Genomic DNA, 19,203 nt, shown 5'->3' on the forward strand with positions numbered 1-19,203 from the left:
TTAACTAATATGGTTGAGAAAACTTACTCAACATAATCCAACAAATAACCATAACCCTTTTCTTCCATTTGATCTTTAGGAATAAAGCGAATGGACAGACTATTGATACAATAGCGTAAGCCCCCCTTGTCCTGAGGCCCGTCTGTAAAGACATGTCCTAAGTGGGAATCACCAGTTCGGCTTCTGACTTCCGTTCTGTCCATATTATAAGACTTGTCTTCCTTATAGGTCGCAACATCTGGACTGATAGGCTGGGTAAAACTAGGCCAACCACAACCTGATTCAAATTTATCTTTCGAAGAAAAGAGGGGTTCGCCAGTCGCAACATCCACATAAATACCTGCTTCGAATTTATCCCAGTAACGATTTGAAAAGGCTCGTTCTGTTTGACTATTTTGAGTCACAGCATACTCCTCAGGAGACAGGAGCTTTTTCAATTCATCGTCACTCGGTTTTGGATATTTACTCGCATCAATAACAGGATAGGCTGCTTGATTGACATTGATATGGCAATAGCCATTAGGATTTTTCTGGAGATAATCTTGGTGATAGTCCTCAGCCACGATAAAATTTCTTAAGGCTTCTTTTTCAACCGCTAGAGGCTGGTCGTACTTCTTAGCAACTTGATCAAAAACTTGATTGATGACTTCTAAATCTTTCTCATCTGTATAGTAGACTCCTGTTCTGTACTGAGTCCCCACATCATTTCCCTGCTTATTCTTACTGGTTGGATTGATAATACGGAAATAATGGAGTAAGATTTCTTTTAAAGAGATTTGATTGGCATCGTATGTCACATGAACAGTCTCAGCATGCCCCGTTTGGCCAATTAATTCATACTGGGTTGTTTCTCCTCTGCCATTCGCATAGCCAGAAACAGCATCTGTCACACCCGCTACTCTTGAAAAATACTCTTCAACTCCCCAGAAACAGCCTCCCGCTAGATAGATTTCATGTAGGTCAGCATCTTTATCTGGCACAGTTTTTTTCTTAACACCTTGACCTTGACTAACTGCTGCCTTCTCGATTTGAGAGGTATCAGTGTTGATAGAGCTTCTTTTTTCCAAAAGAAACAAAACGCCTATGATGATCAAAATGATAGCTCCAATTAAGAATACTATTTTAAATTTATCATTCATGATCAACCTCTAATTCATGCTATTTAAGGTCTCTAGAATAGTTTTCTTGTCCATAAAGCCTGGTTGAGTCTTCACCAATTTGCCTTCTTTATCGATAAAGGCCTGAGTCGGATAAGAACGAACTCCGTAACTCGCTAAGAGTTTTCCTGAAGGGTCAAGAAGTACAGGGAGATTTTTATAATCTAAACCCTGATACCATTTTTGGAAGGCTTCTTCTGCTTGCTCTCCTTTTTGACCAGGAGAAACAACTGTCAAGATTACAAAGTCATCGCCAGCTTCTTTTGCCAGTTCATCGGTATCAGGTAAACTAGCTAGACAGACAGAACACCAAGAAGCCCAAAATTTTAGATAGACCTTTTTGCCTTTATAATCTGATAGGCGGTACGTTTTACCATCAACTCCCGTAAGCTCAAAGTCTGGAACTTCTTCTCCTTTTTTTGCAATTTGAGAGCTAACTTGCGTATTTTTGTCTCCATTTTGCTTATCAGCTTGGCTCTCCATCTGATTGTTACAAGCCGATAGACAGACCAGACTAGCACAGACCAATACAGTTGCTTGCCATTTTTTCATTTCCATAACCTTTCTTATTAGATATATGAATATAGATAACGATTTCATAGCTCTATTATATACCTACCTTTCTAAAAATACTCGGAATCTGCTCGGAAATTAATAGCACTTCTTGATGACAAGAAAACTCCCACCTGCTGAGCAGATGAGAGCTTTCAACTTTTTATCTATATTTTTCTTATAAAATCTTGAGGATATTGTGCACGCGCCCCTCCGATTAGTTTTGGACGACTAGCGAGGGCAGTTACGTGGGCTTGGCCGATTGATCTCAAAACTGGACGTATCGGCACTTGAACATGCTTGATATGCATCCCTATAGCTGTATCTCCAATATCGAGTCCTGCATCAGCTTTGATAAATTCGACTTCAACTGGATCTTTCATATAGCGAAAAGCCGCCAATTGCCCTGATCCTCCAGCGTTCAATGTCGGAAGGACACTAACAATCTCAAGATTGTATTTGATTGCAACCTCTCGTTCTACTACCAAGGCCCGATTGACATGTTCGCACCCTTGAACTGCTAGGTGGATTCCTCTAGCTGATAAGATTTCTAAGATTCTTTTAACAATTAATTCCCCAATTTCTTGACTAGAGGCTTTCCCGATGTGTCCTCCTATCACCTCACTGGAAGATAAGCCCAAAACAAAGAGAGCCCCCTCATGGAGAAAAGCTTTTGCTAATACATCTTCTAGGATTTCCTTTACCTCTTTTTGTAATTGTCCTTGGTCCATACTTTACCTCACTTACTCCTTTCTATGATATCGTTTTTTCATCATTTTAGCAAGCTAGGGACATAGCACACGTTCTATTGACTCATCTATTTTTTAACCAAAAAAGACAGAGAATGTCCATCTCTGTCTCATTTATAATTCTATTTATACTTTTTGGAGTCCTTGGACGGCATCGTGATTGATGATGATTTGACCGTATTCTTGGAGAACTGAACGGCTGATATCACTATCATCTGCGAATTCACGCATACGGGCCAATAACCACGCTGGATAAAGACTTGGATGATCCTCCACATCAACCAAGACTGTTAGATAGTATTGGTCGTTCATTTTGTAAAGTTCTGAAGTCTCCATTTGGTAATCAACTGTTTTCGCAAAAGAAACCAAACTAGTTAAGTCGTCAAAGCGTAGGATGTAGTAGATATAAGGTTCTCTTTTCCCTTCAGCCACCTCAGCAATTTCATCAATCACCGCTTCTTCCTCTTTTTCAACCTGCTCTAGAGATTGGATAGCTTCAATGTCTTCTTTAGTTTTCTCTGCCATGGTTTTTTCTAATGTTTTCAAAAACTCATCTGGAGACATTTTTGCTAGTTCATCCATATCAGGAAGGTCTGCCAAGTCCTCAAAATCCAAATTTTGGTCAATCTTAGACTTGGTTACAAAGACGTCGACCTTATCAGGCTTCGGTGTCACTCGGAAGCTAAGCATACCTGTATCCAAGAAACTGTCTGGCATCTCTAACTCATCCAGAATAGCATAGAAGAACTCTTCTGTTTTTTCCTGTGGAACGAGAAAGTCTGCGATTTCCATTCCACGATCCATCAAATCTTCTAAAGACATCGTGATTTTTAAAGTCGTATCACTGATTTGTTTCATTTTCATAGTTCGTAACCTCATACTTTCAGTTCTATCTATTATACAAGATTTAAATGATTTTATCAAAAGAATGGCGTCGGAATGTGATATAATACTAGTATCTATTTTAGAATGTAAGAAAGAAAGTTTCATGAAAAATATAAAAGTTAATGCTTTGGCCAGCTTGCTGGTCAATATTTTAAACATCGTTTTCCCTCTGATTACTAATCCCTATCTAACGCGGATTCTTAGTAAATCAAATTACGGCTACTTTAACACAGCTAACACCTGGGCGAGCTTTGTCATTCCACTAGCTGCCTTTGGGATTTACAATTATGGGATTCGAGCAATTAGTAAAGTAAAGGATGATAAAAATAAGATTAATTATGTCTTTTCTAAGTTGTTCTATATTTCGCTCATTACTTCAGTTGTAACAACAGCTATCTATTTCCTCTTTATTTATTTTGATACTAGTATTGTCAATCTAAAAATTCTTTACTACATCCTTGGAATCCAAGCTCTCTTCCAATTTCTGAATATCGAATGGATGAATGAAGCCTATGAGAATTATTCTTTTATCCTTTATAAAACACTCGTGATTCGTATTGGAATGTTGGTCGCTATCTTCGCTTTCGTTAAGACACCTGATGACATTGTTCCCTATGCTACAATCATGAGTGCAACAACCATTATCAACTATCTACTCAGCTTCCTATGGATTAAACGAGAAGTTTCCTTTGTCAAGATTGAAGTCATCGAACTTCTCAAAGCATCTAAGCCTCTTATGACCATGTTGCTCCTAGCAAATGCCAATATGCTCTACACCTTGCTAGACCGTATGTTCATTACCAAAGGACCTGATGAGAATTACATCTCCTACTACACTATTGCTTCAAGTATTGTTATGCTGATTGCTAGTGTCCTGAGTGGAGCTATCAATGTCAGCATTCCTCGACTTGGTTACTACTTAGGAAAAAAAGATTTTCATTCTTATAAGTATCTGGTCAACCAAGGTGCATCTCTCTTTTTCTTCCTCATGATTCCGACTAGTATCGGAATCATGGTTTTAGGAACTTATGCGACAGTTATCTACTCTTCTGAGAAATATATAGAAGCAGGAATTGTAACAAGCGTCTTTGCCTTTCGAACCATTATCTGGGCTATCGAATTAATCCTTGGAAAGCAAATTATCTTTATCAATGATCATGAAAACCGATTAACAGCTTTCTACTTTATCGGTGGCGGTGTCAATGTCATCCTAAACTCTCTACTCCTTTTCAATAACATCTTTACTCCTGCCTACTACATCGGGACAACGATTATTGCTGAAGCAATTGTGGTTCTGCTTGAAATCCGCTTTATTCAGAAACATAAACTCTTGGATTTGAAAGAAATCTTTGGAACATTGGCTCGCTACACAATTGTGTCACTAGGCTTTATTCCAATTTACTATATCTGTAAAATTCTCTTCCAAGTTCATTCATACACAGTGAATATGGCTATGCTCAGTATGGTAGTAGCTACAATTGCCGGATGTGCTATTTATTATGCTTTCGCTCTCTTCGCAATGAAGGATAAAACCCTTCACTATGCAATAGATCTAGTTCGTGCAAAAATCAAACGAAGTTAACAAAACACCTATAAAGCTTAAGCTTTATAGGTGTTTTTATTGTAGAAAAATTTAATTAAAAATCAGTTAAAAACTTAATTATTTTCTTGGCTCGTTTGTGTCTTAGGTTCAGTAGATTGATTTTTTTCCTCAGACGTAACAGATGAGCTTTCTGTTTGTTGTGTTCTCTCTACTTCTGTTGTTTCGAAAATGTGCCCCTGACTATTTGCCACAGTTCGTTCCTGAGTTGTTTCCTCGGTTGTAACAGTCGTCCAAATTCCATCTGCATTGAGCTTGTACCCGTCAGGACTTGTTCCATTTCTTAGGAGAGAACCATTTGTTTGGAAATAGTACCAGTTACCATTCAGTTGTTGCCAACCAGTTTCCATAGCACCACTTGCATTGAGATAATAGCTGGCTCCATTTATCTCTTGAAGGCCTGTTAGCATGATACCTTCCTTGTCGAGATAGTACCAAAGACCTTTGTCTTTGAACCAACCTGTTTTCATGGCACCACTTCCTGTGAAGTAATAATAATGGTTATCAAGCCATTTCCAACCTGTCTGCATAGCGCCACTTGCGTTGAGATAATAACGGGAACCATTAATTTCTTGAAGGCCTGTTAGCATGATACCTTCTTTATCTAGATAGTACCATAGTTCCTTATCTTTGAGCCAACCTGTCTTCATGGCTCCACTGCTTGTGAAGTAATAATAATGGTTATCAAGCCATTTCCAACCGGTCTGCATAGCTCCGCTTGCATTGAGATAATAACGAGAACCATCGATTTCTTGGAAGCCTGTTAACATGACACCTTCTTTATCTAGATAATACCAGATGTCCTTATCCTTGAGCCAACCTGTTTTCATCGCACCACTGCTTACGAAGTAGTAATAATGGTTATTGAGCCATTTCCAACCTGTCTGCATAGCGCCACTTGCATTGAGATAATAGCGAGAACCATTAATCTCTTGAAGGCCTGTTAGCATCACACCTTCTTTATCTAAGTAGTACCAAGTATCTTTATCCTTGACCCAGCCAGTTTTCATAGCTCCGGAGCTAGCAAAATAGTTCCAATGACCCTCAATTAAGGCCCAACCAGTTTGCATGATACCATTTTGATTAAAGTAATAGGTAGTGCCGTTGATATTCTTTTTACCAACTGTTCGAATACCATCTTCATCATAATAATACCAGCTTGAACCTTGCTTTTGCCAACTAGATGCGCTACCTTCTGTTTGAAGAGCGCCACTACTTGCAAAGAGCATCTTCTTGCCATTAAAGACTTGTAAGCCAGTCAGCATTTTACCATCTTTATCAAAGAGATATTTTTGACCACCAATTTCAGCTAGTTCATTGTAACGTCTTGCACCGTTTGACTGGATATAGTACCAAGTATTATCATGATAGAACCAACCACCCGTCTGCATTTTGCCATTATTGTTTAGGTAGTAGTCATTAAATTTTGGTTCTCCGTTCCATTCGTCGGTGATACGGAGCCAACGACCACTCTGCATTTGACCTTTTCCGTTAAAGAAATATGTAGCACCAGCAATGTCTTGCCAACCAATAGCCATCTGACCATCTTTCAAGCGATATTTCCAATGACCATCTTCTTGATACCATTTCTCTTCAACAGTAGGAATATTCGGAAAATCTCCTGAAACATTTGTAAAGCCTTTATCACTAATATCAAATACAGTTGCATCCTGAGTTTTACTTGATGCATGAATCACTTGAATATTTTTCTTTTGGAGATAATCTCTCGTTGAAGCAACGTTAATATCACCTCCAGTCGTTTGAATGACCATACTAGGAGAAAGATGATTAATGAAGTCAATTGTATTAGAAATCTTAGCATCATAGTGATGATTCCATTTCATCATATCTACTTTGCCAATCACAGGACCTAACTTGTCTTCTGCTCCTTCAGCATTATCTAAATCACCACCAAGATAAATTCTTTTTCCTGCAACAGTTACTACTGCTACAATTGAATTGGAATTATCATCAAGAACTCTTTTTAAGTTCCCATCAGAATCATATTCATTTTTATAATTATAAAGCTGAATATCCATGTCACCAAATTTGAAATGACTATCCTGATCTTTGATATCTTGAATTAATGTAACACCCTTATTCTGTGCAGCACGAAGAGCATTATCGTAATTGAAAAGGTTATCCCACAATCCCCAAGTGCTTGTAATTCGTTGATCCGAATATTTTTTCAAATAGAATTTATCGACTTGATAGCGATTAAGAATTTCATCTGCTCCACCTATGTGATCACTATGAACGTGAGTCCCTAGTATAAAGTCTAATTTCTTTACTCCTAACTGATCAAGATGACGAATTAAACGATCTTCTAATACTTGATAATTGTTAGTAGAAATTCCCCATCGATTTGGATAACGTGTATCCGTTCCATCCGGAAAGTCATAATCCTCTCCCATATCAATCAAAGCATAGTGACCATTACTTTCTAGTAAAATAGCATCACTTCCAGAGTTAGCTTTGGTATTGATAAAATGGATTCGATTCCCTGCACCTGCTGAGATTGTATCTGCATTTACTGTTTGTGCATGAATTATTGTTGCAGATAGAAGCACGGCACTAAGTAATATTGATTTTGTAAAACTTTTCATAAGGCATTCAGCTTTCTCTATTAATTCTCTACTCTTTCGCTAATCAATCCAATAATTCTTCTCATTTCCTGGTATCTGTTTGTCAGCAGGAGGTGGAGTCATATAATCTTCCCCAAATTCATAGACAAGAATCTCATGATATCTTCTTGGTACTTTTAGGATTAGATTTTCATAAGGCATATCAATTGTATCGTATAACCATTCTGTTTTAATACCAGCTGGATAGTATGAATCATAAGTTGAACAAACTAAGTCTGTAGAGTTTTCAACACTGTATTTTAAGGCAAGTTGTTCTAGCTTTTGATTCCAGAATTGAGGAGATGTAAATCTGAATATTGCTGATGCAATATAACGAGGAAGATTTTTAATTCCTCCGTTTTCATATTTAATTCCCTTAAAGTTTAACGACGATAGACGAATTAGTTGTTTATAGAGTTTCATTTTCTTACGATCTTGTTCATCTGTAACAAGACCATCGTACGGGAATACATCTACGCAAGTTCCAAGCACAACACTTGGATCTAAAAGATTTGAATCTCTCCGTGTTCGAATATCGTAAACACGCATATAACTATATGGATATCCCTTGGTTTCTCTAAAAGAAATCAGCTTATAGTATGGGTGTTCATCGTTTTTTAGAACAGCATATAACTTTTCAAATTCATCTCTAGCCAACGAAATGTCTGTATCATCATCCCAAGGAATAAAACCTTTATGACGAACTGCCCCTAGTAAAGTTCCAAAATCGATAAAATATTTGATATCATGTTTTTCACAAACTTGGTGTAAGTATTCTAGAATTCCAAGCTCAATTTGCTTGATTTCTTCAAGGCTTAAGATTCTTTCTGACATTACTTGTCACTCCTAATCTTTACTTCTTTGTTTAAATAATAATCTATTGGTTTTCAGTAATCTTCCACAATTTGAAGTCATGATGCGAAATTTGTTGCTCAACTGGAGGTAACTGCATGTAATCTCCATAATCTGAAGTTAGAATTTCATGATAATGTTTTGGAATCATAAATTCCTTACCTTCAAAGCTACCAGCTTCAACTTGTTCTAACCATTCACGTTTCCAAACGGGTTTATTCATATCTTTATAGACAACATAATCCACAAATTCATAATCTTCTACTTTTCTAGATTTAGCAAGCTCATCAATTTGGGCAACATACTTATTTGTGTTAGTAAAATAAAAGATAATAACAGAAATATAGCGGATAATTGAATTTACTACACTTTTACTATTCGTAATTCCTTTAAAAGTGTAGCAACTTAATTGACGCTTTTTAATGATCTTAGTCATCTTATCTTTAAATGCCTGATCATCTTCATATCCATCTACAGGAAAGATATCAACATAAATCCCCATATCTGAATCAATTCGAACATCTTCTTCAACCAAATAGGTATGATTGTCTTGAACTTTCATAAAAGGATAGACATAATTGACATTATTTTTATAAGACATTAATTCATAGCGCTCGTCTGGATGTGCAATCATATAATCTTGCAGTTTTTCATAATCATCACGAAGCATACAAATATCCATGTCATCGTCCCAAGGAATAAAACCTTTATGACGAACTGCCCCAATTAAACTACCATAGGACAAGAAGTATTTGACACCAATTTTATGACACACTTCATGGATATACTCCATGATTCCTAACTCCATTTGTTGAATTTCAGAAATATCAGTTACTTCTTTGTAACGGATATTTTTTTCTTTCTCACAAATCATTAGACCATATCCTACAACTAACCAAAAAATGATGTTGATGAAGTTGGTTGAATACATAATTTGGCTCTCAAACAACTGACCAAATAAAATTCCAAAGAATAGAATCATAATCAGTTTTTCACTATTTTTCTTTGATTTAACTAAGTAAGAAACAAAGCGGAAACCTACATAAGCAATGATGAGTATGAAAGAAATGAGACCCAAGAATCCGGAACTCACAAAAATTGTAACAAAGATATTGTGGAAATTACCTCCAATAAGTGAGTTTTCAATTTCAAATTTACTAAAATATTTTGTGTAATAATCTGATACGTTTCGAACACCATAACCAAATAGAGGTTTTGCACTTCCCATTTTGATTGCATTTTTCCAAATATAGGTACGTCCACTTGGAGTTGTTTCAATCAAGTGAAGTTCCCCATTTTTCTTAGCAACATCCGAATCAGTTTCAGAATAAGATTTACCTTTATTTAAGTCAATTACAGTTGCCTTGGCTGCTGAAATATATACTGAAGTTAAATAACTAATACCAATATTGCTACCTGTTAGTAAGATACTAGCTACTAAAAAAGTTAGCCATTTTTTGGCAAATCTTCCCCTAGTGACAAAAATACAATAGAATACTAGCATTAGAAGCACTGATAAAAGAGCTCCCCTACTTTGCATGGTTGCAAAATAAACTAACTGAACGACATTATTAATTTTAAGATAAACAGAGTATTTGCTTCCCTTATGTATTAAATACATAGCAAAAACGATACTAATGTATGAGAAAATCGCACTGGCGTTAGGGTTAACAAGTCCCCATAATCGGCCATTCATTACTCCGTAATAATAAGAGTTCTCTCCAATCTGAAATAGAATTAAAACTCTTGAAAGTAATAAAGCAAAAGCAAATATGGCCGAAGCAAATGAGACAATCTGTATGGTTCCTGCAATCATACCTAATAACTTCCTTAGCTGATCAGGTTTTACCATGGTAAATAATAAAACATAAGCCAGCATAAAGAAAATTTCAACCATATTTCCGAGCAGGTGTCCAGATCTATTAATGAGCGCTGATAAAAAGTGACTGCCCACTAAAAGACCAAATAGGGTAAGAAACTTCTTATCTATCTCTATTCGTTTCCAATTAAAAAATAAAGTTAAACAAATTGACAGAACAACAACTGCTGAAAGTCCCTTATAAATCGGATTTGTTATTTTATAAATTAGTGAACTCATACTTAAAATCGAAATGAAAACAAAAAGATATGAAATCCACAGTTTTGATTTTTCAAAGCATTCATTCATTTTTGAAAAATTCATCTTCAACTCCTTTAATGACATTATTTATTCAAGCCTACAATTTGTCTATAAATCCATGGAGAAATTCCCAGTGACAAAATGGCTATTTTCCGAAAACTAGTAAAATAAGGATCACTCAATATTTGCGAGGTATGACTAACTATCCACTTTCTCAATTGAGTTTTCTCATCTTGATATTCAGTCGAATCTGTGAAGATTATTTTATCGTAGACTGTAATATAAGACCAAGATTCTCTATTTACTAATTCAGGTTTTAATTGAGGGAAACATTGGTAAACTTTAGGAATAATGATTTTATATACTTCTATAGTGTCAAAAACATGGTTATTCACAGATGTAGTTGCGCTCCCTTCTCTATGATCGTAATAGTATATTGGTTTGTCTATAAATACACTCTTACATTTTGTTTCAAGTAAAACTTCTGTTAAGAATAGAGCATCTTCTGCTAAATGATAATCTGTACTAAATTTAAAATCTTCAATTAATTCCTTTTTAAATAATTTTGCAACAGGGAAAAAAGAAGTTCGAGTAGTCATCAATAGTTCTTTCATGGTTTGCTCAGCAGACCATATTGACTCTTGACCTGAAAACTCAGGCAAATCTGTCACTTGTCCATTTTTTACATGATGCAAACGAGCAACTGAGAAACCAACAGAAATATCTGATTTTACTGCGCTTATCAAAGTTTCCAAATAATCTGGCGTAATAAAATCATCACTATCAATAAAAGTAATCCATTCTCCAGTTGAGTTTTGGATACCTACATTTCTGGCATTGGAAACTCCAGCGTTCTCAAGATGAAAAACCTTGATATTTTCATTTTTAGAAACCAGCTGATCACACAAGTCACCACTCTGGTCTGTCGAACCATCATTGATAAGTAGCAATTCAAAATTGGTATAAGTCTGCTTTAAAATCGACTCAACACATCGTTCAAGATAATTTTCTACGTTGTATACAGGAACAATGATACTAATTTTTTCTTGCATTGTACTCTCCCTTATATTCTCTATAGCTCTTATCCATATCTGCTATTATGGCATCGTGGTGAGGTACTTGCTTGTCTGCAGGCGGTGGTGTCATATAGTCACCAAAAGCTGTACTAAGATAAGCATCATAACCAACCGGAATAGGCATTTCTGTTCCTTCAAAAGGTAGGAAGATGTTGTCTTCAAAGGCTTGAATTGGATACTTTTTCTTCATGTATCCTGGACCTGAACATAATTCTGTAATGCCATCACTTTCAGCTGGTCCATACTTGGTCATTTCTTTCTCAGCCTTTTTCCAGATACGATAGCGAAGCGATTTAGGAGTCAACCCTAGTAAAATGGTACTACCCCACTTCATGAGAGCTCCATGCTTTTCTGGAATGGTTTGTGCACAAAATAGAGAATAAATCAAAGCCCAGCGGACCTGTTTCTTGCGCTCTGCTGGATTTTTAGGGTAGTAGTCCAAGGGAAGAACATCCAAAGCCAAGCCGTGGGGAAGATCTAAATCTTGTTGATAAGGCTTGATACAAGTCGTCTCCTTATCACGAATGGTGATAAAGAGGTTACGGTCTACATAGTCTTTAGAACTCTTTGATAGGAAGTAACGCTCATCCGCATATTGAGGCCATAACTCTGCTAGTTTTTCATAGTCCTTTCGTGGCATAAAGAAGTCCAAATCATCATCCCAAGGGATAAAGCCCTTATTACGAAGGGCGCCAATGGCTCCTCCACCACAGAGATAGCACAACAAATCATGTTCTTTACAAAATGCGACGAAATATTCAGCCATTTCCAGACTACGAGCCTGAATCGCTTTCAAATCACTCATGTCTCTCCTCTTCTGTCCAATAACGAGTTATATCGTTTTATTATACCATAAAAAAGCCCTAAAAATCCATCAGATACTGAGAAAAATCAAAGCCTGAGACACCCATTTAGTTAGATGTTTCAAGCTTTGATTGTAGTATTTTTATCATCTAAATCCCATTTGGGCTAGCTTATTCTGGTAAGCTTTTTGATCCACTCGAAGGGCTTGGCCTCCATAGACATCATAGTCATCTACCCAGTCTCCAAGTTCCGGTACTGTTAGTCTTTCAATACCGTTCTGACCTCCTTCAAGGACGGATAAACCGTTGGTCAATAAGAAGGTATAAGGAAGGTTTGTAGATGTCATAGCGAATACTTTACCAAGTGCTTCTGAACCTGTGAAAAGTTTTGTAGGATCTTTAATTTGCTGTAAAACAGCAGTCATGACTTGTTGCTGTCTACGAGTGCGTCCATAGTCTCCTTCATCATCATCACGGAAACGTGCATAGTTGAGAAGAGTTGAACCGTTCATTTGTTGTGTCCCAACTTTAATAGTCTGTGTAGGTGATTCGGTTTCTGTCGCATGCAAGTCATCACCGACTGTAGCTTCTTTAACTGGAACACCATTTAGGGTTGAAAATTGAGCATCAATAGTCACACCATCAGGGAAAAGCGTATCAATGGCAGTCGCAAAAGCTTGGAAATCAACAAGGGCATAGTATTTGATATCTAGGTCAAAGTTATCTTTAAGGACCTTACGTACCATTTCAGCCCCTTGTTTTCCTTCTTGTTCCCCCAATTCGTAGGCCAAGTTCAACTTATGGTCAGCTTGTTTTTGTCCGTTAATAACTTGGCTATAACCATCAATATAAACTAGGTTATCACGCATAAAACTTACAAGTTTAAGCTTTTTATCCTTACCACTTACATTGAGAACCATAATAGAATCTGTCCGTGTTTCTGAACTATTCTGTCCAATACGGCCATCTGTTCCTAAGATAAGAATATTGACACCATCTCTTGTATCCTGTCCATTGAAAACTTCAACTTGGGCAGCCTTGGCATCTTTCGACCCGCTTGAGCCATTCGGATTGGCTGACTGGAAACCTTTCAAGAACATAAAAATCATTCCTACTGCAGCACAAAGCAACAGCATTCCTAACCAAGCAAGTATGCGTTTAAAGCGAAAGACTCTTTTTTTCTTTGGTTTCTTCTGCTTAGGAATCTTAGCTTTTGGTTGCGGTAGACTACTACGTCGACTAGCTCGACTTCGATTAGTATAACTCGGAAGACCTGTGTTAGGTTCCGTATAGTCTTGGCTTTCTGCTTCTTCTACGACAACTGAACGAGCTTCTTGTTGACCATCCAGCTTAGCTTGTAAAAAAGCAAACTCTCTCTTTTCTTTATCATTTAGATAGTGGATGTTTTTTAATAGATAGTCGTAACGTAGTTTCTCATGGTGTGTTAGAGGATTTTCTCTAGTCATTCCTTCTCCTTCCCTTTATCCTGTATGGTATAGATAGGGTAAGCTCCTAGTACTTTATAGTGGATCCCAATCGTTTCTAATTCTTTTTGAGCAAAATGGACCAATTCTTTGTCAGCATAGTCCACATCAATGATAAAAAAGTACTCACCTAGTGCTGTTTTTAGGGGGCGACTCTCAATCTTAGTTAGGTCAATCCCGCGCCAAGCAAAGGTAGAAAGTGCCTTATATAAAGCGCCTGGAAGATTGTCTGGCAAGGTCAATGCTAGACTCATTTTTTCAGTTGCAACTTGTAAAGGAATCTGTGGCAACTCTGCACCCAAAACCCAAAAGCGAGTGAAATTGGCTTCCATCTCTTGAATATCTTGAGCAATTAATTCCAAACCATATTCTCCAGCCGAACTTTTGGGGGCAATGGCCGCAAAAGGCTGTTCTGGATGCTCGGAAACATAGCGCGCAGCGTAGGCTGTACTGGCAGTGACTTCTAGTTGAGCGTCTGGATAATGCTCATCGATAAATTTCTTCCCCTGCGCCAAGGCCTGCGGATGAGAAAAGATTTTCTCAATTTTAACTTGCCCTGGCACTGCCATCAACTGTTGATGAATTGGCTGCACAATCTCCGCCACAGCTTGAATTCGAGCTTGATGAAAAAGATAGTCTAAGGTCTCATGAACACTACCTTCAATGGAATTTTCAACTGGCACTACTGAATAGTCTACCAAACCTTGTTCATATGCTTTGATAACGTCCGTAATATTTGAAAAAGGCTCTAGTTCCTCATGAGGAAAAGCCGTTTGCACCACATGGTGCGAAAAAGATCCTTTAGGACCTAGATAGGCAATTTTCATCTCAGTTCCTCTATAATTTCATCTGGGTTTAAACTTGATACATCTACAATCTGACTAGCCACTTCCTCATACCAAGCTTGTCTTTCTTTAAAAATTGCAGCCAAATCTTCCTTGCTATTCTTTAAAAATAGTGGACGTTGATTGTCCTTATCGGCTGAAATTCGCTGGTAAAGGGTATCGAAATCTGCTTTAAGGTAGATGTTGTCTGGATTTTGCTTGAGCAAGGCACGATTACGTGGCGAAATAACAATCCCTCCTCCTGTGGAAATAACTTTATCTGTCTTCAGCAGTTCAGCTAGGACCTCTTCTTCTAGCTGACGGAAGGCTGCTTCTCCTTTTTCTTCAAAGAAACGAGCAATCGGCATCCCCAGTCGGTCTTCCAGCAAGGCATCCATATCTACGAAGTCAGAATCCAGCTTTCTAGCAATAGTCGTTTTTCCTGAACCCATAAAACCTAGTAAAACCTTAGCCATGAATCAAAGTCTCCAAATCATCAAAGAAGCTTGGGTAGCTAGTATTAATAGCTTCGGATCGATCCAATTCGACTACTCCATCCGCAACCAAGAAAGCTGCAATGGCTGTCATCATACCGATACGATGGTCTCCAAAGGTGTTGACTTTGGCTTCATGGAGGGTAGATTTCCCTTTGATAATCATTCCGTCTGCTGTAGGAGTAATAGTTGCTCCCATGCTATTTAAAGCATCCGCAACAACTTGAATGCGATCCGTTTCTTTGACCTTGAGTTCTTCTGCATCTTTGATAACTGTTTGACCTTGAGCTTGGGTAGCAAGGAGCGCGATAATCGGCAATTCATCAATTAAACGTGGAATCAAGGCTCCACCAATTTCTGTCCCGTTTAGTTCTGAAGTCTCGACAGTCAAGGTTGCAGATTTGGCAATTGGATCCATATCAGTAATCTCTAATTTCCCGCCCATAGCTCGGATAACATCGATAATACCTGTACGTGTTTCATTAATACCGACATTCTTAAGTACCACTCGAGAATTTGGCACAATCAAACCTGCTACCAACCAAAAGGCTGCACTAGAAATATCTCCTGGTACGACAACCGTTTGTCCACTTAGTTTCTGTGGCCCCTGGACAGTGATTTTCTTACCATCGACACTCAAATCACCTCCGAATTGTTGGAGCATATCTTCTGTGTGATTACGAGTGCACTCCTTCTCGATAATGACTGACTGGCCGTGAGCCTGCAAAGCCGCAAAAATCAAAGCTGACTTGACTTGGGCAGAAGCGATTGGCAATTCGTATTGAATAGGTCTTAAGTTTTTCGTTCCTTTTAAGTACAAAGGTGGCAAGTCTCGCTCTGTTTGACCTGAAATGGTAACTCCCATCTTTTTCAAGGGAAGAGTTACACGATCCATAGGGCGCTTGGAAAGACTATCGTCTCCAAACATCTCTACTTCAAAGTCTGCGCCAGCAAGGACTCCTGAAATTAAACGAATAGAGGTCCCAGAATTCCCCATATCCAGGGCTTTCTGAGGTGCTTTCAATCCATCCATGCCAACACCTTGTATGGTAACGACACCATCCTTGTCCTCAATCTCTACGCCGAGATCACGAAATACCTGTATGGTTGACAAGACATCTTCACCACGCAAGATATCATAAACTTTAGTCTCACCCTCAGCCAAGCTTCCAAAAATAATAGAGCGATGACTGATGGACTTATCTCCTGGTACTCGAATACTACCTTTCAAATGGTTAACGTTTGTTTTTAACTTCATACCGGCCCTCATACTGACAATACTTTTTCTTATTTTATCATAAAAAGTCAGAAATTTCTTAAAAATTCCTGACTTTATGAGGTAAATTCTTATTTTAAAAGTTCTGAAATTGGTTCAAAGACAATTTTTTCAATATCAGAAAGGTAGATAGAAAGTTGTTGCTGTTTGGCAAAGAATTCTGACAAGAGAGAGTTCCCTTGAATCTGCTTACCAAAGCTTTCCATTTTTTCTTGGAAAGAAGCATCTGGAATTTGACCAGTCTGTGCCATGATTTGGATTTCATGTTGAAAAGCAATATAATCTGCAAAAATTTTGCTTGCTTCTGTATCCGCTTGGATGGCATCTCTAGCTTCTTTAACTGCCTTGTATTCAGGCAATTCGCGTAGTCCACGACTTAGGGCATTTGCACTATCATAAATATTTGACATAATTGTCCTCCTTATTTAATAACGACTGTGTAGTCAGTATTTTCTGTAATGACTTGCTCAGCACGTTTTAAATCCTGAGCATTCTTAAAGGAAATTTGCAGAATCCCGTGAACATCCTCACGGTTTTCCTCATTGATATGGATATTGACCAAAGAAGTTCCACGTAGCAATTCCAAGATGCGTAAAATCACATCTTCCTCATCGGGAACGTCTACATAGAGGTCAAATGAGCTATCTACTCCGCCACGTTTATGGATTTCCATAGCTTGACGTTGCTCACGCGCTTGATTGAAAAAATTCCAGATTTGGTTTTCATCACCCTTACTGATAGCTTGTCCAATCTCGTCCAAACGGCCCTTGAAGTCCTCGATGCGTTCAATAATGGTATCCCGATTGGATAAGAGGATAGAAGTCCACATGCCTGGCTCACTTTCAGCAATCCGGGTCATATCTCGAAATCCACCGGCCGCAAAGCGTCGCGCCATTTCATGCTCTTCAGCATAACTTGCAGTTTGTTCCATCAGGCCTGATGCTAAGATATGCGGAAAATGGCTAATCTGAGAAGTCACTCGGTCATGCTCATCAGCATCGATTTCAATGAAACGAGCATGGAGACCTGACAGCAAGTCTTTCATTTCTTCGAGCGTATCCGGAGTTGTCAGACTAGATGGCGTGAAGATATAATAGGCATTTTCAAAAAGATTAACATCCGCAGAGGCAGCTCCTGTCTTATGACTTCCTGCCATGGGATGAGCTCCAACAAAGCGAACGGACTTATCAGCAAAATACTTCTCTGCTGTAGCCACGATAGCTGACTTGGTCGATCCAGCATCAGAAATAATGACACCTTCTTTCAAGTTCAAGTTGGCCAATTCCTTAATAAAGGCAATAGTTTGCTCGATTGGCAGGGTAAGAATGATGACGTCTGCAAGTGGAGCAAAACTAGCAAAATCATCCGTCGCTCGGTCAATCATTCCTCTCTCCAAGGCAATATCTCTAGACGCTTGACTACGATTGTATCCTAAAATTTCATAATCAGGATGATCCCGCCTGATTCCGAGTGCCATGGAAGCACCAATCAAACCTAGTCCTGCGATATAGATGGTTTTTGCCATAAGAACTCCTTAATAATTCTTTGTATACTCCCGATGTTTCGCAACAGCTTCTTTTAATTCTTCCAGATTATCAGAGGAGAATTTCTCAAGGATTTCTTGAGCCAAAACCGTTGCTACGACTGCCTCCATAACGACACCTGCTGCTGGAAGAGCAGTAGGATCACTTCTCTCTACTGTTGCTTTATAAGGCTCATGAGTTTCAATATCAACACTCATCAACGGCTTGTAGAGAGTCGGAATTGGCTTCATAACTCCACGAACGATAATCGGTTGGCCGTTGGTCATACCACCTTCGAAGCCTCCAAGGTTATTAGTCCGACGAGTATAGCCATCTTCTGATGACCAGAGAATTTCATCCATGACTTGGCTACCCTTAAGATGGCCTGCTTTAAAACCAAGACCAAACTCCACACCCTTAAAGGCATTGATAGAAACAACAGCTTGAGCTAGCCTTGCATCTAGTTTACGATCCCATTGAACATAAGAACCAAGACCAACCGGAACACCTCCGACAACTGTTTCCACAACACCTCCGATGGTATCCCCATCTCGCTTAATCTGGTCAATATAGTCCTTAATCTCCTGCTCACGTTCTTGGTTGACGATAGAAACTTCAGACTGGGCAGCCAATTTCTTAATCTCTGAGACTGTTAAGTTTTCTGGAACATTGATTTCCTTACCACCGAAGATAACAACATGGTTAGCAATTTCGATATCAAGCTCAGCTAAAAGCCGCTTAGCAACAGCTCCAACTGCCACTCGCATAGTTGTTTCACGAGCAGATGAACGTTCCAAAGAATTTCGTAAATCATCAAAGCGGTATTTGATGCCCCCAACCAAGTCTGCGTGACCTGGACGAGGATGTGTGATTTTTCGTTTACTTTTGAGTTTGTCTTCAATATCCTCGGCAGACATGATATCTAGCCATTTTTGGTGGTCTTTGTTAATGACATCCATGGTAATGGGAGCCCCTGTCGTCTTACCATGACGAACCCCAGAAGTGAAGACAACCTGATCACTCTCGATTTTCATGCGTCCACCACGACCGTAACCGCCTTGGCGACGTTTGAGATCCTCATTGATATCTTCTGCAGTCAAAGGCAGTCCTGCTGGAATTCCTTCAATAATTGCTGTCAGACGAGGACCATGTGATTCTCCTGCTGTTAAATATCTCATACATTCT

The 19,203-nt window shown here is 38.4% G+C and carries 17 protein-coding genes; 1 reads left to right on the top strand and 16 read right to left on the bottom strand.

Going from position 1 to position 19,203, the window contains the following annotated elements; genetic code table 11:
• Positions 1-23: 23 nt before the first annotated feature.
• From msrB to mecA, 4 genes are all read right to left on the bottom strand, one after another.
• A complete protein-coding gene (msrB, locus tag KBU52_RS04105) occupies positions 24-1,139 on the bottom strand; it encodes a peptide-methionine (R)-S-oxide reductase MsrB (RefSeq protein WP_254724413.1) in 1,116 nt (371 codons plus the stop codon).
• Between the two features lie 9 nt (positions 1,140-1,148).
• Complete coding sequence (locus KBU52_RS04110) at positions 1,149-1,709, bottom strand: TlpA disulfide reductase family protein (RefSeq protein WP_254724414.1); 561 nt, start codon at positions 1,707-1,709, stop codon at positions 1,149-1,151.
• 167 nt (positions 1,710-1,876) lie between these two features.
• Entirely contained in the window at positions 1,877-2,440 is a 564-nt protein-coding gene (locus tag KBU52_RS04115) for a TIGR01440 family protein (RefSeq protein WP_254724415.1), read from the bottom strand.
• Between the two features lie 144 nt (positions 2,441-2,584).
• Positions 2,585-3,322, bottom strand: a complete 738-nt coding sequence (gene mecA / locus KBU52_RS04120) for an adaptor protein MecA (RefSeq protein ID WP_254724416.1) — start codon at positions 3,320-3,322, stop codon at positions 2,585-2,587.
• Positions 3,323-3,446: 124 nt separating this feature from the next.
• On the opposite strand from mecA, the gene KBU52_RS04125 reads away from it, so the two are divergent.
• Positions 3,447-4,925 carry an oligosaccharide flippase family protein gene (locus KBU52_RS04125; protein ID WP_036757213.1) on the top strand — a complete coding sequence of 493 codons (1,479 nt, stop codon included), beginning with the start codon at positions 3,447-3,449 and terminating at the stop codon, positions 4,923-4,925.
• A gap of 74 nt (positions 4,926-4,999) precedes the next feature.
• On the opposite strand, the gene KBU52_RS04130 is transcribed toward KBU52_RS04125, so the two are convergent.
• The 12 genes from KBU52_RS04130 to aroC all read right to left on the bottom strand — a co-directional run bounded on the left by KBU52_RS04130 (position 5,000) and on the right by aroC (position 19,196).
• Complete coding sequence (locus KBU52_RS04130; RefSeq protein ID WP_036757210.1) at positions 5,000-7,549, bottom strand: MBL fold metallo-hydrolase; 2,550 nt, start codon at positions 7,547-7,549, stop codon at positions 5,000-5,002.
• A 39-nt stretch (positions 7,550-7,588) separates the two neighbouring features.
• Positions 7,589-8,401, bottom strand: a complete 813-nt coding sequence (locus KBU52_RS04135; RefSeq protein ID WP_254724417.1) for a phosphorylcholine transferase LicD — start codon at positions 8,399-8,401, stop codon at positions 7,589-7,591.
• Positions 8,402-8,444: 43 nt separating this feature from the next.
• On the bottom strand, positions 8,445-10,601 hold the full coding sequence (locus KBU52_RS04140) for a LicD family protein (protein WP_254724418.1): 2,157 nt from the start codon (positions 10,599-10,601) through the stop codon (positions 8,445-8,447).
• A 20-nt stretch (positions 10,602-10,621) separates the two neighbouring features.
• Positions 10,622-11,590, bottom strand: coding sequence for a glycosyltransferase family 2 protein (locus KBU52_RS04145; protein WP_254724419.1), 969 nt, complete (start codon positions 11,588-11,590; stop codon positions 10,622-10,624).
• On the bottom strand, positions 11,574-12,419 hold the full coding sequence (locus KBU52_RS04150) for a phosphorylcholine transferase LicD (RefSeq protein ID WP_254724420.1): 846 nt from the start codon (positions 12,417-12,419) through the stop codon (positions 11,574-11,576). Before KBU52_RS04150 ends, KBU52_RS04145 begins: the two co-directional genes overlap by 17 nt.
• Positions 12,420-12,563: 144 nt before the next feature.
• Positions 12,564-13,883: an LCP family protein gene (locus KBU52_RS04155; protein WP_254724421.1), complete on the bottom strand. Its 1,320-nt coding sequence runs from the start codon at positions 13,881-13,883 to the stop codon at positions 12,564-12,566.
• A complete protein-coding gene (gene pheA, locus KBU52_RS04160) occupies positions 13,880-14,728 on the bottom strand; it encodes a prephenate dehydratase (RefSeq protein WP_254724422.1) in 849 nt (282 codons plus the stop codon). Before pheA ends, KBU52_RS04155 begins: the two co-directional genes overlap by 4 nt.
• On the bottom strand, positions 14,725-15,201 hold the full coding sequence (locus tag KBU52_RS04165) for a shikimate kinase (RefSeq protein ID WP_254724423.1): 477 nt from the start codon (positions 15,199-15,201) through the stop codon (positions 14,725-14,727). Before KBU52_RS04165 ends, pheA begins: the two co-directional genes overlap by 4 nt.
• On the bottom strand, positions 15,194-16,477 hold the full coding sequence (gene aroA, locus KBU52_RS04170; protein ID WP_254724424.1) for a 3-phosphoshikimate 1-carboxyvinyltransferase: 1,284 nt from the start codon (positions 16,475-16,477) through the stop codon (positions 15,194-15,196). Before aroA ends, KBU52_RS04165 begins: the two co-directional genes overlap by 8 nt.
• Before the next feature lie 89 nt (positions 16,478-16,566).
• A complete protein-coding gene (locus KBU52_RS04175; RefSeq protein ID WP_254724425.1) occupies positions 16,567-16,905 on the bottom strand; it encodes a YlbF/YmcA family competence regulator in 339 nt (112 codons plus the stop codon).
• A gap of 11 nt (positions 16,906-16,916) precedes the next feature.
• The gene (locus KBU52_RS04180; RefSeq protein WP_254724426.1) at positions 16,917-18,020 is read right to left on the bottom strand and encodes a prephenate dehydrogenase; all 1,104 of its coding nucleotides are present in this window, start codon (positions 18,018-18,020) and stop codon (positions 16,917-16,919) included.
• A gap of 9 nt (positions 18,021-18,029) precedes the next feature.
• On the bottom strand, positions 18,030-19,196 hold the full coding sequence (aroC, locus tag KBU52_RS04185; protein ID WP_004252234.1) for a chorismate synthase: 1,167 nt from the start codon (positions 19,194-19,196) through the stop codon (positions 18,030-18,032).
• Between the last annotated feature and the right edge of the window lie 7 nt (positions 19,197-19,203).

The sequence above is a fragment of the Streptococcus sp. 9.1(2021) genome, from assembly GCF_030466425.1.
In the GTDB taxonomy this organism is placed as follows: domain Bacteria; phylum Bacillota; class Bacilli; order Lactobacillales; family Streptococcaceae; genus Streptococcus; species Streptococcus wuxiensis.